At 46.9% G+C, this 14,143-nt stretch carries 11 protein-coding genes; 3 read left to right on the top strand and 8 right to left on the bottom strand.

Annotated elements, in window-relative coordinates; translation table 11 throughout:
* Position 1: 1 nt before the first annotated feature.
* From carB to RA178_RS04975, 7 genes are all read right to left on the bottom strand, one after another.
* Positions 2–3,226 (bottom strand): carbamoyl-phosphate synthase large subunit, encoded by a 3,225-nt coding sequence (gene carB / locus RA178_RS05005; RefSeq protein WP_168822749.1) that lies wholly within the window; start codon positions 3,224–3,226, stop codon positions 2–4.
* Between the two features lie 27 nt (positions 3,227–3,253).
* Positions 3,254–4,414, bottom strand: coding sequence for a glutamine-hydrolyzing carbamoyl-phosphate synthase small subunit (carA, locus tag RA178_RS05000; RefSeq protein WP_263197289.1), 1,161 nt, complete (start codon positions 4,412–4,414; stop codon positions 3,254–3,256).
* Positions 4,415–4,582: 168 nt separating this feature from the next.
* The gene (dapB, locus tag RA178_RS04995) at positions 4,583–5,395 is read right to left on the bottom strand and encodes a 4-hydroxy-tetrahydrodipicolinate reductase (RefSeq protein ID WP_105251661.1); all 813 of its coding nucleotides are present in this window, start codon (positions 5,393–5,395) and stop codon (positions 4,583–4,585) included.
* Between the two features lie 71 nt (positions 5,396–5,466).
* Complete coding sequence (bamJ, locus tag RA178_RS04990) at positions 5,467–6,084, bottom strand: BamJ family beta-barrel-assembly machinery protein (protein ID WP_006083907.1); 618 nt, start codon at positions 6,082–6,084, stop codon at positions 5,467–5,469.
* A gap of 219 nt (positions 6,085–6,303) precedes the next feature.
* Positions 6,304–7,113, bottom strand: a complete 810-nt coding sequence (locus RA178_RS04985; RefSeq protein ID WP_028759303.1) for a M48 family metallopeptidase — start codon at positions 7,111–7,113, stop codon at positions 6,304–6,306.
* A 149-nt stretch (positions 7,114–7,262) separates the two neighbouring features.
* Entirely contained in the window at positions 7,263–7,847 is a 585-nt protein-coding gene (locus RA178_RS04980; protein WP_306684805.1) for a GNAT family N-acetyltransferase, read from the bottom strand.
* A gap of 137 nt (positions 7,848–7,984) precedes the next feature.
* Positions 7,985–9,316: a DEAD/DEAH box helicase gene (locus RA178_RS04975; protein WP_306684804.1), complete on the bottom strand. Its 1,332-nt coding sequence runs from the start codon at positions 9,314–9,316 to the stop codon at positions 7,985–7,987.
* A 312-nt stretch (positions 9,317–9,628) separates the two neighbouring features.
* Here RA178_RS04975 and RA178_RS04970 point away from each other — a divergent pair, with 312 nt between their 5' ends.
* From RA178_RS04970 to RA178_RS04960, 3 genes are all read left to right on the top strand, one after another.
* Positions 9,629–9,907, top strand: a complete 279-nt coding sequence (locus RA178_RS04970; RefSeq protein ID WP_263191184.1) for a DNA polymerase III subunit epsilon — start codon at positions 9,629–9,631, stop codon at positions 9,905–9,907.
* 609 nt (positions 9,908–10,516) lie between these two features.
* On the top strand, positions 10,517–11,329 hold the full coding sequence (locus tag RA178_RS04965; protein WP_306684803.1) for a hypothetical protein: 813 nt from the start codon (positions 10,517–10,519) through the stop codon (positions 11,327–11,329).
* A gap of 538 nt (positions 11,330–11,867) precedes the next feature.
* Positions 11,868–12,506 carry a hypothetical protein gene (locus RA178_RS04960; protein WP_306684801.1) on the top strand — a complete coding sequence of 213 codons (639 nt, stop codon included), beginning with the start codon at positions 11,868–11,870 and terminating at the stop codon, positions 12,504–12,506.
* Positions 12,507–12,930: 424 nt separating this feature from the next.
* Here RA178_RS04960 and dnaJ read toward each other — a convergent pair whose 3' ends face one another.
* The gene (gene dnaJ, locus RA178_RS04955; RefSeq protein ID WP_113941183.1) at positions 12,931–14,067 is read right to left on the bottom strand and encodes a molecular chaperone DnaJ; all 1,137 of its coding nucleotides are present in this window, start codon (positions 14,065–14,067) and stop codon (positions 12,931–12,933) included.
* Positions 14,068–14,143 lie beyond the last annotated feature (76 nt).

The following is a 14,143-nucleotide window of genomic DNA, read 5'->3' as shown; positions in this document are numbered from 1 at the left end:
CTTATTTAGCCAGTACGCGCAGATGCAGTTCTTGTACTGACGTCACGTTAGTACGGTCATCGGCGGCATGGGCCATACAAGTGGCGAATGCAGCATTCATGGTCGTCGTGTAGTTAACTTTGTAACGCAGTGCACCGCGGCGCAATTGACGAGAATCTTCAATCGCTTGGCGACCTTCGGTAGTGTTCACGATATAAGTGTATTCACCATTCTTAATGCGATCGAGAATGTGTGGACGCCCTTCGTGCACCTTGTTCACTAAACGTGGATTGATACCCGCTTCGCCTAGGATAACCGCAGTACCATGAGTCGCATCGATTTGGTAACCGAGCTCAATTAACTTAGCCGCTAAATCGGCAACGCGTTTCTTATCGCTGTTACGCACAGACAATAATGCACGACCCGACTTAGGCACCTCAGAAGTCGCACCTAACTGCGCCTTAGCATAGGCTTCGGCGAACGTATCGCCCACGCCCATGACTTCACCAGTAGAGCGCATTTCTGGGCCTAACAGTGGGTCAACACCCGGGAACTTGTTAAAGGGCAACACCACCTCTTTTACTGAGTAGAAAGGTGGGATCACTTCTTTAGTGAAGTTTTGCGATGTTAAGCTTTGACCCGCCATCACACGCGCGGCGATCTTAGCTAAAGGCACACCCGTTGCTTTGGACACAAATGGCACTGTACGGGCAGCACGTGGGTTAACTTCAATCATATAGATTTCGTTATCTTTCACGGCGAACTGTACGTTCATCAGACCGACAACGCCGAGTTCCATCGCCAACTTGCCGACTTGAACGCGCATGCGATCTTGGATTTCTTGGCTTAGCGTGTAGGGAGGTAAAGAACAACCTGAGTCACCTGAGTGAACACCCGCTTGTTCGATATGCTCCATAATCGCGCCAATCACCACGATTTCACCGTCACATACTGCATCGATATCCACTTCAATCGCATCATCTAAGAAACGATCGAGCAATACTGGTGACGCGTTCGATACGCTCACGGCTTCGTTGAAGTAACGCAGCAAATCTTGCTTGTCGTAGACGATTTCCATCGCGCGGCCGCCCAGTACATAGGATGGGCGCACAACTAGCGGATAACCGATACGCTCAGCGGCAATCACAGCACCTTCAACCGTAGTCACGGTATCGTTTTCAGGCTGCTTCATCTCTAAGCGTTGAATCGCTTGCTGGAAACGCTCACGGTCTTCGGCGCGGTCGATTGCATCTGGGCTAGTACCAATGACAGGTACGCCAGCGGCTTCTAAGGCACGGGCCAATTTCAATGGTGTTTGACCACCGTACTGCACGATAACGCCTTTTGGCTTCTCGATACGGACGATTTCGAGTACGTCTTCCAGTGTGACGGGTTCGAAGTACAAACGGTCTGAAGTGTCGTAGTCGGTTGAAACGGTTTCAGGGTTACAGTTCACCATAATGGTTTCATAACCGTCTTCACGTAGCGCTAACGCCGCGTGTACACAGCAATAATCGAACTCGATACCTTGACCGATACGGTTTGGCCCGCCACCTAACACCATGATTTTGTCACGGGTCGATGGGTTAGCTTCACATTCTTCTTCATACGTTGAGTACATGTAAGCCGTGTCTGTCGCAAACTCTGCCGCACAGGTATCCACACGCTTATAGACTGGGTGCAGGTCGAACTTATCACGCAGCTTACGCACTTCGGCTTCGTTCACGCCTAATACATCGGCCAGACGCGCATCGGCAAAACCTTTACGTTTCAGCTTACGCAGTAAGTCGATATCCAGACCCGCCAGACCCGCTTCAGCAACAACGCCTTCGAGCTGAACCAGCTCTTCGATTTGCACGAGGAACCAAGGGTCGATATTGGTCAGTTTAAAGATTTCATCTAAGCTCAGCCCCGCACGCATCGCATCGGCTATGTACCAAATACGGTCGCAACCAGGCTCTTTCAGCTCGTGGCGAATACGCGACATCGCCTCAGGTTTAGACATGTCTGTGACAGGATCTAGACCGTTACGGCTAACCTCTAAACCACGTAAGGCTTTTTGTAGTGACTCTTGGAAAGTACGGCCAATCGCCATCACTTCACCCACAGATTTCATCTGTGTAGTTAAGCGATCATTGGCGCCGGCAAACTTTTCAAAGTTAAAGCGTGGCACTTTAGTCACAACGTAATCGATAGCAGGCTCGAATGACGCTGGCGTGCGACCGCCAGTAATGTCGTTCATCAGCTCATCAAGGGTGAAACCAACTGCTAACTTAGCGGCGATTTTCGCAATCGGGAAACCCGTTGCTTTTGATGCTAATGCTGAAGAGCGCGATACACGTGGGTTCATCTCGATGATAACCATACGGCCATCTTTCGGATTGATACCAAACTGTACGTTCGAACCACCCGTCTCAACACCAATCTCACGCAGTACGGCCATAGAGGCGTTACGCATGATTTGGTATTCTTTATCAGTCAGGGTTTGTGCTGGCGCAACTGTGATAGAGTCGCCCGTGTGCACACCCATAGGATCGAAGTTTTCGATGGCGCAGACGATAATGCAGTTATCGTTGCGGTCACGGACTACTTCCATCTCGTATTCTTTCCAACCGATCAGTGATTCGTCGATCAGCAGTTCACTCGTTGGCGATAACTCTAAGCCCTGTGAACAGATCTCTTCGAACTCTTCCCTGTTGTAAGCGATACCGCCGCCTGAGCCACCCATAGTAAAGGATGGGCGGATAATGCAAGGGAAACCCACTTGATCGAGCACGCCATAAGCTTCTTCCATATTGTGGGCAATGCCCGCGCGTGGACAGTCAAGACCAATACTTTTCATCGCTTTATCAAAGCGGCTTCGGTCTTCAGCTTTATCGATAGCATCAGCAGTCGCGCCAATCATCTCGACGTTAAATTCTTTCAGTACGCCTTTGGCTTCAAGTTCTAATGCGCAGTTCAGTGCGGTTTGGCCGCCCATGGTTGGCAGAATCGCATCTGGGCGTTCTTTAGCAATAATGTTACGGACCACTTCCCAGTGAATCGGCTCGATATAAGTAGCATCGGCCATTTCTGGATCAGTCATAATGGTGGCAGGGTTAGAGTTCACCAGAATGACACGGTAGCCTTCTTCACGCAGCGCTTTACACGCTTGTGCGCCAGAATAGTCAAATTCACATGCCTGACCAATCACGATTGGGCCGGCGCCTAGGATAAGAATACTCTTTATATCTGTACGTTTTGGCATTGCTTCTCTCTTCTCCTAGCTAGCGTACTACTTGGCGTTCTGACGGTATATGTCGATTAGCTCGATAAAGTGATCGAACAACGGGGCGGCATCGTTAGGGCCTGGGCTCGCTTCAGGGTGACCTTGGAAGCTGAACGCGGGCTTGTCCGTGAGATGGATACCTTGGAGTGAACCATCAAACAGCGACTTATGCGTCACCTTAATGTTGGAAGGTAAGGTCGTTTCATCGGCAGCAAAACCATGGTTTTGGCTGGTGATCATCACATTACCTTTCTCGATATTGCTCACTGGGTGGTTTGCACCATGGTGACCAAACTTCATCTTCAAGGTTTTTGCACCTGAGGCCAGCGCGAGTAGCTGATGACCTAAACAGATACCGAAAATCGGCGTGTCGGTTTTCAGAATTTGTTGAATCGCTTCAATCGCGTAATCGCATGGCTCTGGATCGCCGGGGCCGTTCGAAAGGAACACACCATCGGGATTCATCGCTAACACTTCGGCAGCTGAAGTTTTAGCAGGCACTACGGTGACGTCGCAACCGCGGTCCACTAACATACGCAGAATGTTTTGCTTAACGCCGTAGTCGTAGGCTACTACTTTGTATTTAAGCTCATTTGCTGGCGTATCTTCTGGTAAGCCGCCCACTAAACGCCAGCTACCTTTACGCCATGGATAGGCAGTTTTAGTCGTGACTTCTTTAGCGAGATCCATGCCTTTTAAACCGGGAAAAGCTTTGGCAGCGGCGAGCGCTTTTGCTTCGTCTAAGTCTGCACCTGCCATAATACAACCGGCTTGAGCACCTTTTTCACGGAGAATACGAGTTAACTTGCGGGTATCGATATCTGCTATGCCAACGACATTGTTCGCTTTGAGATAATCACTTAAGCTTTGTTGATTACGGAAACTACTTGCGATGAGCGGAAGATCACGAATGATAAGACCACAAGCGTGAACCCCATCGGATTCAATATCTTCATCATTGGTACCAGTGTTGCCTATGTGTGGGTAGGTTAATGTTACAATCTGGCGTGAGTAGGATGGATCAGTTAAAATTTCTTGGTATCCTGTCATGGAAGTGTTAAAAACAACTTCACCAACAGAGAGACCATCGGCACCAATTGCTGTGCCAGAGAATACAGTTCCATCTTCGAGTACGAGTAAGGCAGACTTTGTCAACGCGACCTCCATAAAGAGCCAAGCCACTGAAATATAATGTTTTTATGTTATGTTAAGATACCAATTTCCGCTAATTTACGAAATTTTGACAAATTCCAGCGAGTTTACAGTAAAAACGCGAAACCGTCCACCCACTGGTAACTGGGTGCAAAAAAAAACGCCATATCGGCGTTTTTAATATTAATGCAAACCTAAAACCTGCTGCATATCATACAAGCCCGGCTTTTGCTCCACGAGCCAGTGAGCGGCACGCATAGCACCATTAGCAAAGGTCATACGACTCGAAGCTTTATGGGTGATCTCTAAACGCTCACCGATATCGGCAAACATGGCCGTATGTTCACCAACGAGATCACCGGCACGAATAGTCGCAAAACCGATAGTTTCACGGTCACGTTCACCCGTGATCCCTTCGCGGCCATATACGGCACATTTTTCAAGATCGCGACCTAAGGTCTTAGCAATCACTTCACCCATTTTCAGGGCTGTACCCGACGGTGCATCTTTTTTGTGTCTGTGGTGGCCTTCGATAATTTCGATATCCGTGTAATCACCCATGACTTCGGCAGCCAGTTCGAGTAATTTCCACATCAAATTGACACCCACAGACATATTCGGCGCCATCACGACCGGCGTTTGCTCGGCAAAGGCATTGATCTGTTCTTTTTGAGCATGATTGAAACCCGTTGTGCCAATCACCATGGCTTTCTTATGGCGAACACACCAATCTAAATGGACAATACTGGCATCTGGCGCGGTAAAATCGATCAACACATCAAAATCATCGGTCGCATAATCGAGCGAATCCATGATCATGACGTTTAATTTACCCACACCAGCTAACTCACCCGCATCCACACCCACTAAACTTGAGCCTGCACGCTCAATGGCGGCACCCAGTAAAATATGGTCGTGATTGTAGGCCGCTTCAATAAGAGTGCGTCCCATACGACCACCGGCACCGACGATTGCCACTCTCACTTGTCCACTCATTTCAATCTCCTCAATCTTTCTTTGTATTCCATAAGAAAACGCCTAAGACAGGCTTAGGCGTTTTTTCAATATTAGATGATATCTAATAATTCAACTTCGAATACCAAAGTTGAATAAGGAGGAATCGATGCCCCCGCGCCGCGCTCACCGTAAGCTAAGTGATGTGGCACAAATAATTTCAACTTAGTGCCTACTGGCATCAGTTGCAGTGCTTCAGTCCAGCCAGCGATAACGCCAGAAACTGGAAACTCAGCAGGTTGGCCACGAACTACAGAGCTGTCAAACACATCACCATTGATGAAAGAACCATGGTAGTGAGTACGAACAGTATCTTCGTAAGTTGGAGTAGCACCGTCACCTTGGACTAATACTTCGAACTGCAGACCAGAGTCAGTCACAGTCACGCCATCACGCTTAGCATTTTCAGCTAAAAAGGCATCGCCTTCAGCAGACGCAGCAGCAGCAGCTTGCTCTTGAGCAGCTTGAATACGACCGCTAATTTCAGTGAAAGCAACTTGCAGATCTTGCATAGACACAGCACTTTCTAAACCGGCAAACGCATCGGCTAAACCCGCTTGAACGGCTGGAATATCCACACCATCAAAAGAATTGGCGGCCAGTTGCTCACCCATTTGACGGCCTACACCGTAGCTTGCTTGCTGTTCAACAGTACTGAATTTATCAGACATAATTAACGACTCTCAATTATCAGTGGAATTTTGCGCGCCAGTTTACCATAGTTCAGCGAGCTATGCTGATAAACTGACTGCTTATTTAACTAAGGAGGCTTTTTTACACACTTATTGCGTATTTATCCAAAAGCATAAATAGGTTAAGGACACGTATCTCTGCGCAAACGACAGCGAACACTCACCAAACGGGCACTTAGATCTTAAATAGACTTCAGCTTATTTCGGCGCCACACATTGATTCTTCACCTGCGCTTTAGCACTGGCATAAAGTGGCTGCATCTGTGCCTGCAATTGTTGTAGCTGAGCGATACGATTACTGTTCGATGGATGGGTCGATAATAATTCCGGCCCTTGGCTACCGCCCACCTTCGACATATTCTGCCATAACTCAACACTCTGAGCCGGATTGAAACCCGCTCGAGCCATTAGCTCTACGCCCATAATATCGGCTTCGCTCTCTTGTGCGCGGCCAAAGGGCAGAATAACCCCTACCTGAGCACCGAGTCCCAATGCCGACATATATAAGTCGCGATTCGACACACCACTCGCCCCTAGCGCTGCATCGGCAATCTGCATTCCAACGCCCGTTAACTGTCCACGGGAAACCTGCTCGTTACCATGTTGCGCCAACACATGCGCGACTTCGTGACCGAGCACAGTAGCAAGCTGATCTGGCCCCTTAGCGACCTTAAGCAATCCGGTATAAACCCCAATATGCCCACCCGGCAGAGCAAAAGCGTTAACTTGTTCAGAGTCAAACAAAACCACATCCCAGCGCTGGGTTTGGTCCGGCAGCACTGCGGTAATACGATTAGCGACACAATTGACGTATTGTGTCAGCTTTTTATCACTACTCACTTTTTGCTGTTTTTTCATTTCCTCGAAGGAGGAATCGCCCATCTGCTGCATTTGCGCCGCTGAATACAACAAGGTCTGCCCTCGCCCCGTTGGCGATTGCGTGGTCGCACAGGCCGATAATCCGAGCGCGACCGCCATCCCCACTAAGCCTAAACGCATTGATTTCATGTGGCACTCCTTAAATCCTATGACGGGCGTGAAGATCTTTGAGCCAACACGGGCTCAACTAATGGAAAGATTTTACTGAGATAGACAAGATAAGCCAAATAGAGAAACACTGGCGGCGCGCGTTAGCGATACTTTGCACCTAAAAGGAATTAATACTCCTCCTTTAACAAGGCATAGACGAACTCATCGCCCCACGCGCCTTTAAAGAAGATGTTTTTCACATAATGGGCTTCGCGCCTAAAGCGGAGTTTTTCGAGTAAGCGACAGCAGGCAAGATTTTGTGCATCGGTGAGGGCAATAACTCTATGCTTATGCAATTCAATAAAGAGGTAATCCAGCAATGCGCTGACGGCCTCAAAAGCAATATGTTTACCTTGATGTTCAGGCGCAATCGTAAAGCCAATTTCTACCTGCTGCTCATCAATAAAGTGCAGCGCCAGATCGCCAACTAATTGGGTTGGTGTAGTTCCCGACGCGCCACTGACAATCGCAAGCTGAAACCAAGTATCAACCGCACCAAATTGTGCATAATCCATCTTCTCGAACAACGCGAGTGCATCGCTATAGCTGTAATCTGTCCAGCTTTGATATTTGGCGACCTTAGGGTCGGCTCGATAGGCGGTAAAAGCCTCAAGATCCGCTCGCTGGAATGGCCTAAGTACAAAGTGCTCGGTCGTTAAACCGTTATTCACCACTTTATGAAGTGCTTTGCTTAACGCCAATGTCGATCCCATGACTTAGCTCCTTAATGTAAATAAGTCACTAAGTTACACCCAGAGCGAAAGTGATAACAGCGGCCAATGCGCTTTATTCTGTTATCTGTTTAGTGATTGTGGCACGCCAAACTTGAACGCTATGAATAGCTTCAAGCTCAGCGCTTACCTTTAAACTCTTTGGCGCTGTGCTTATTGATGCTACGGCGATTCGCCTGCTTATCCCGTGGTGGTCGCTTACGCTCAACTTGGATCTCAGTGGCGCCATCAGTGATTTTTTCACTCGGCTTATCCGTTACCGGAAACTCAGCCAATAATGCCAGCGGTAACTCCCGCGCGGTTAAACTGCGGATCGCCGTTAAAGTTGCCATTTCACCGTGGCACACGAGGGAAATCGCCAGCCCTTTTTCGCCAGCGCGGGCGGTGCGGCCAATGCGGTGCACATACACAGGCGCGCTCATGGGCAAATCCAAATTAATGACCACAGGCAAGGCATCAACATGAATGCCGCGCGCCATCAAATCTGTCGCCACTAATACTTGGATCCGATTGGCTTTAAAGTCGGCCAAGGTTTGGCTGCGAACGGTTTGCTCTTTTTCACCGTGTAGCGCGGCGACTTTCATCCCCGCTTTGGCGAGCCGTTTAGCGACGGCATCGGCATCATCACGGGCGCTGATAAACACAAGCACCTGCGGCCATTGATATTGTTTTAACAGCGCAATCAATACCGGCGCTTTACTGCCCTTGTTGACTAAATAAAGCTGTTCTTCGATTTCACCAGCTACAGAATTCACTTTGTGGGCTTCGACCCGCAGCGGCTCATTCACCAGCAGTTTTTCGGTTAATGTATCCAAAGCCTCGGGCAAGGTGGCAGAAAACAACGAGGTTTGCTTAAGCTTAGGCATAAACGCCATCAGCTTTTGCACATCAGGCCAAAACCCCATTTCCAGCAGGCGGTCAGCTTCATCAAGCACGAGATGTTTTATCGAATCGAGGCTGATGTGAGATTGTTTACATAAATCCAGTAAACGCCCAGGGGTTGCCACTAACACCTGCGGCTTGGCAGTGAGTTCGGCCAATTGGTCTTCCAATGCGACCCCGCCACACAGAAGCTGAATGTTCAACGGAGTCGATAATTGACCAGCCACGGTTTGCAGCGCCTCAGTCACTTGCAGCGCTAATTCCCGTGTAGGCACCAGCACTAACGCCAGTGCATTTGGAGGCTGTACAGACTTTGTGCCCTGCAACTGTGTTTGCTGTTGCAACAAAATTTGTTGTAGGAGTGGCAAACCAAAAGCTAAGGTTTTCCCGCTACCGGTTTGTGCTAAGGCTAACAAATCCCGTCCTGCAAGAATGGCCGGAATCGCCAATTGCTGCACCTTTGTCGGATGTTTAAGACTTGCAGGCAAGGCCTTAAGTAGCGCCGAATTTAAGCCAAGCTCAGCAAAAGTTAACGACTCAGGGGAAGAAGAAAGCTCGGGAAAGGTCATCACAACACCGGATCAAAACATGGGAGCGAAAGTTTACTGAGAGTTGCCTTTGAATACCAATGTTGTTTCGGCTTTTACGCAAGCTGTCGCTTCGGTGTTCGTGGTTTATCTTAAAAGTGACTCTAGCCGCATCTTTCTTATGTGCGCAAAGTTAACGCAGGTGATGGGATGGTAGATTTTAATCCCACAGCTTTCGTGAGCGCTTATGGTAGAATCCCGCCCAATCAGCTTTATGAATGTGCAACACAACTCATTTGTTTAACTGAACGTAGTGGAACACTACCGTGATTAACTAAATGAGGAGAACAGATTATGAGTAAGTTAAATGCCGAAGAACGTAAAGCCCGCGATAACGCCCGTTTTTCACAACGCGTCGATGAACGCCGTACAAAAGGTGAAGACGTGGTCGCCTACGTACTAGGCAACAAGCTCGCGTTTAAGTTTCTGACTAAACCAGAGAGACACGAATTTAAACAAAGAGAAGCCGCACTTGAAGAAGAAGCCAAACTTAAAAAGCAACAAGCGTTTCAGCTGAAAACCGAGCAAGAGTTAGAGAAAGCCGAAGCCGCATTTACTGTTTCAGAAGAGTAACCTCTTAGGTTTCCAAACTTCGTTTGGATTTTCGAATCAAAGTCAAAATCTACATCAACGTCGTGGCGCTTCACCCCTGATTTTTTATTAAGAAATCGACCAAGGAGGACTGCTCGTTATATCCTCCTTGGATGCTCCATGACGAAGAACCTCCATGTCTAACTGCCTGTTCACCATTCCAGACTCTCGTTCGAAACGCTGCTACGCAGCACTCACCCTAGCGAAGTTACATGCATTGCTCATTCATTAATAACAGCAAGGTCTCATACTCCAACAAAAATCGCCTAACGGCTCAGATGGCACATCCATGTGCCCCCGAGCCTGAGCCATCATCCATGATGTCGCCACGGCATTTTTATCTCCGCATCTCGACAACTTCGCAGGGAATAGGTGTATTCCGGCCACTTCAACATGGACTGTCGCATGAAAGAATTTAAAACAAGTATTTCCCAACTTTCTGTTTAACACACAACCTCGGTTTGATTTGGCGTTTAAAAATAATCAATTTGCTTTACATCAAAGAGAAATAAAATATAGGATGATATTAATCAATAACTTAAACGGCAGACTTTATCGAGCTTGCCGTTCAATAAGCTGTTAGGCTCACATATGGAATTAGATATAACCTTTTCCTGCAAATGCAGTGCGTTTCTTGATGAAGTTGTGTATTGCGATGGCCCAGATATTTCAGCAGCTACAGACGAAGAAAGTCTTCGCGAGTATTGGAAAACATTTATTTGTGATGGTTGTGGCCAAGAATATGATGCTCATATAGTATCCAGAATGTCAGAAACAGATATTTTTATCCCTAATATTATTGATTTAACATTTGATATTCTCGACCATTTTGGACAAGAAGAAGTCACAGCAGAAATTGAAAGTACGCAACAACTTGATATCTATAGAAAGGTTTCTACTGACGTTATTGCACTACTTCGCTATCAACATCACCAAGAGCATAAAGCAACGCTCAATAACATACTTTTCGCACAAGTAGTAACTGCAATTGAGGCCTATCTCGCAAGCAGCTTTATCTCAACAGTTGTGAATTCTGACTTACTAATCAGAAGGTTGGTGGAAACGGATCCTGAGCTTGCAAAGAGACAGTTTTCATTAAAGGAAATTTTCACACAGTGGGAAGACTTGAAATTCCTAGTTGCACGCTACCTTAAGGATCTTATCTTTCACGATTTAAAGAAAATAAAGCCGATGTACTTTTCTGTACTCGACATTGATTTTGGTAATATCGCGTGGCTTTTCAAAGCAATCCTCATCAGACATGATTGCATACATAGGAATGGCTTCGATAAAGATGGAAATCAGCATCAGATTGAGTCGAATGAGATCATCGAATTAGTAAAACAGTGCACGCATCTTGTTTCTCAGATAGAGGAGCACCTGAGTGCTCGGAAAGAAGCCTAACAATCGGTTAAAACCGTTAGCTAAACTCACTCGGACGGGCAAAAAACGCCCCTTAACCAAACGTTAGCTTTAAGGAGCACCATGCAACTTATCTTAATTGATAAAATAGAAGTTGCTAAGTGGCAGATAAAAGAAGCAGTAACTCTATTTTTAATAGTCGCGCTAAAATTCGGGCAGGCATAACTTTAATTCCTAAATAATTTACCTATAACATCAGAGTCTAAAGAAGACACCATCCCCTCGGAGTTGCCGCAAGGCGAATGAAAATCAGTGATTTTCGCGCTTATGAGCGAGAGGCAGGAATTGCCAAACTGGAGTGCTTTATATGGATGTAAAGCGAGGACTTCGGAAGCGATAGCAAATTTGGCAATGAGCATAAGGGGCTTTCAACTCCGTTGGGGGCGTCATGGAGCATCCTAGAAGGATAGAAAAAGATGTGGCAGTCCTTGCTTTCTAAGTAATTATTCGCTTGAGCACAAGCTGAAATAAAATTATCTTATTTTTTATAATCAGTATTAAAAGTTAAGAGAAGCAATTGATGGAAGGAAAACTAGAAGAACAGTTGGAGCTACTTCCAAAGAAGCAAGTGGATCTTAGGCTGCAGTTTATTCATCGCCCTATTAAAAAACGATGGTATGCAAGGCAATATCCATTTTTGATACAAAATGAACCCTTTGAGTATGGCCTAAGAATAAAAAACATTGGAACAGAGCCATTTTCTGGAGCGACAATATCTGACTTTGAGATCAGAACAGGTAGTTCGTTTGATGGTTTTGTACAACATGCTCTTTCTAAACCGAAAATTAAAGCATTAAACCCAAATGAAGAGTTTGAACTGTTTTTTGATAGATATACACTTTGGCATGATGGCTCTATAGGTACACGATGTTTTTTGATTCCAGATAAAGAAGGTGAAGTAATTAAAACTTATCAACATCATAAAGATCACAATATTGATGAACCGTATAGAAATGAAAACGAATGGTGGCACGACTACTATTGCCAAAGTCAGCAGCAATTACTTCAGACTCGAACCAATAATTTAATTTTAATGCTAACAATAATTACAGTGATAGAAGCTATATTTGGACTAAAGCACTCCCTAAAATTCCTTTTAAGTATGTTCGCTATAGGTCTCAGTCAAGTTGTAACTTTTTTACAATGGCTATCAAGTTAACAAAACCATCAAAAAAGATGGGAGATGCACAACTCTTTCAGGATTTACAGCCAACACCGAGACCACAGAAGTGCCCCCCTCGGAGTTGCCGCAGGGCGAATAGACAAATTGCGTGAGTCTCGCCATGGATGGCGAGCTAGCTTTCGCAGGTGCAGGGACGCATCCTTCGGAAGCGATAGCAAATTTGGCAATGAGTACAAGGGGCTTTCAACTCCGTTGGGGACGCCGGGGGATATCCAAAAGGGGAACAGGCGCTTTTCCCCTTTTGGTCGGGTGTGGGGTGAAGCCCCACGACTTTGACTTTTCTTTTAAAAAGAATCGAAATCTCACACTAGATTTGTGACATAAAAAAGCCCTGCAAGGTTAACCATTGCAGGGCTTTTTTCTTCTAATGCGCAGCTAGCCGCTGCGCCACTAGACCAAGTTAGCTATTCAGATCTTGAAAGAACTTTTTCACGCCATCGAAAAAGCCCTCAGCCTTTGGGCTGTGTTTTTTCGACTCACCAGTTAAGGTGGCTTCAAATTCGCGTAACAGTTCTTTTTGACGATCGTTTAAGTTAACTGGGGTTTCCATAACCACTTTGCAGAGCAAGTCGCCTACCGCATGGCTGCGAACCGACTTGACGCCTTTGCCACGTAAACGGAACATACGGCCCGTTTGCGTTTCGGCTGGGATCTTAAGGCTCACTTTACCATCCAGTGTTGGCACTTCAATCTCACCGCCTAGGGCTGCTTTACTGAAGGATATCGGCACTTCGCAGTAAAGGTTGTTGCCATCACGGACGAAAATCGCATGCTCACGCACGCTGACCTGAACGTATAAATCCCCTGGAGGCGCACCAAACTCACCCGCTTCGCCTTCACCCGCTAAACGAATACGGTCGCCCGTATCGACGCCAGCTGGGATTTTAACTGATAAGGTTTTGCTCTTTTCAACACGGCCATCGCCATGACACTTAGTGCAAGGATCTTTGATGATCTTGCCGCGGCCATGACAGGTTGGACAAGGCTGTTGCACCGCAAAGAAACCTTGGCGCATTTGGACTTGGCCTTGACCATGACAGGTGCCACAAGTGGTTGCAGAGGTGCCTTTTTTAGCGCCGCTGCCTTCACATAGATCGCAAGTCGCCAGTGTTGGGATACGCAGTTCTTTGGTTAAGCCTTTAACGGCTTCTTCCAGTGATAATTCTAGGTTGTAACGTAAATCTGAGCCGCGGGCCGCTTGGCGTTGACCGCCACCACGACGTCCACCGCCGAAAATATCGCCAAAGACATCACCGAAAATATCACCGAAATCGCCTTGACCACCACCGTAACCACCGCCACCGCGATTAGGATCCACACCCGCATGACCAAATTGGTCATAGGCCGCTTTTTTGTCGGCGTCGGTTAGGATCTCGTAGGCTTCTTTAATTTCTTTAAAGTTAGCTTCTGCGGTTTTGTCGCCTGGGTTGCGATCTGGGTGAAATTTCATGGCCAGACGTTTGTAGGCCTTTTTAATTTCACGTTCGCTGGTGTCACGACTGACACCTAATACTTCGTAATAATCTCGCTTTGACATAATCTCATGCTTCTCAGCTGGTGTTGAACAAACGGGCGTTAGGGTTGCCCCGTAACGCCCGCCTAGAAATTAACGC

Source organism: Shewanella oncorhynchi, assembly GCF_030848765.1.
Taxonomy (GTDB): domain Bacteria; phylum Pseudomonadota; class Gammaproteobacteria; order Enterobacterales; family Shewanellaceae; genus Shewanella; species Shewanella oncorhynchi.
Note: the sequence above shows the minus strand (reverse complement) of the source record. Positions and strands in the feature narration are given on the sequence as shown.

Bases quoted from the DNA above. Each gene is read 5' to 3' on its own strand.
- carB (WP_168822749.1), bottom strand. From the start codon at position 3,226: ATGCCAAAACGTACAGATATAAAGAGTATTCTTATCCTAGGCGCCGGC.
- RA178_RS04965 (WP_306684803.1), top strand. From the start codon at position 10,517: ATGGAATTAGATATAACCTTTTCCTGCAAATGCAGTGCGTTTCTTGAT.
- dnaJ (WP_113941183.1), bottom strand. From the start codon at position 14,067: ATGTCAAAGCGAGATTATTACGAAGTATTAGGTGTCAGTCGTGACACC.
- RA178_RS04960 (WP_306684801.1), top strand. From the start codon at position 11,868: ATGGAAGGAAAACTAGAAGAACAGTTGGAGCTACTTCCAAAGAAGCAA.
- dapB (WP_105251661.1), bottom strand. From the start codon at position 5,395: ATGAGTGGACAAGTGAGAGTGGCAATCGTCGGTGCCGGTGGTCGTATG.
- RA178_RS04975 (WP_306684804.1), bottom strand. From the start codon at position 9,316: ATGACCTTTCCCGAGCTTTCTTCTTCCCCTGAGTCGTTAACTTTTGCT.
- RA178_RS04980 (WP_306684805.1), bottom strand. From the start codon at position 7,847: ATGGGATCGACATTGGCGTTAAGCAAAGCACTTCATAAAGTGGTGAAT.
- carA (WP_263197289.1), bottom strand. From the start codon at position 4,414: ATGGAGGTCGCGTTGACAAAGTCTGCCTTACTCGTACTCGAAGATGGA.
- bamJ (WP_006083907.1), bottom strand. From the start codon at position 6,084: ATGTCTGATAAATTCAGTACTGTTGAACAGCAAGCAAGCTACGGTGTA.
- RA178_RS04985 (WP_028759303.1), bottom strand. From the start codon at position 7,113: ATGAAATCAATGCGTTTAGGCTTAGTGGGGATGGCGGTCGCGCTCGGA.
- RA178_RS04970 (WP_263191184.1), top strand. From the start codon at position 9,629: ATGAGTAAGTTAAATGCCGAAGAACGTAAAGCCCGCGATAACGCCCGT.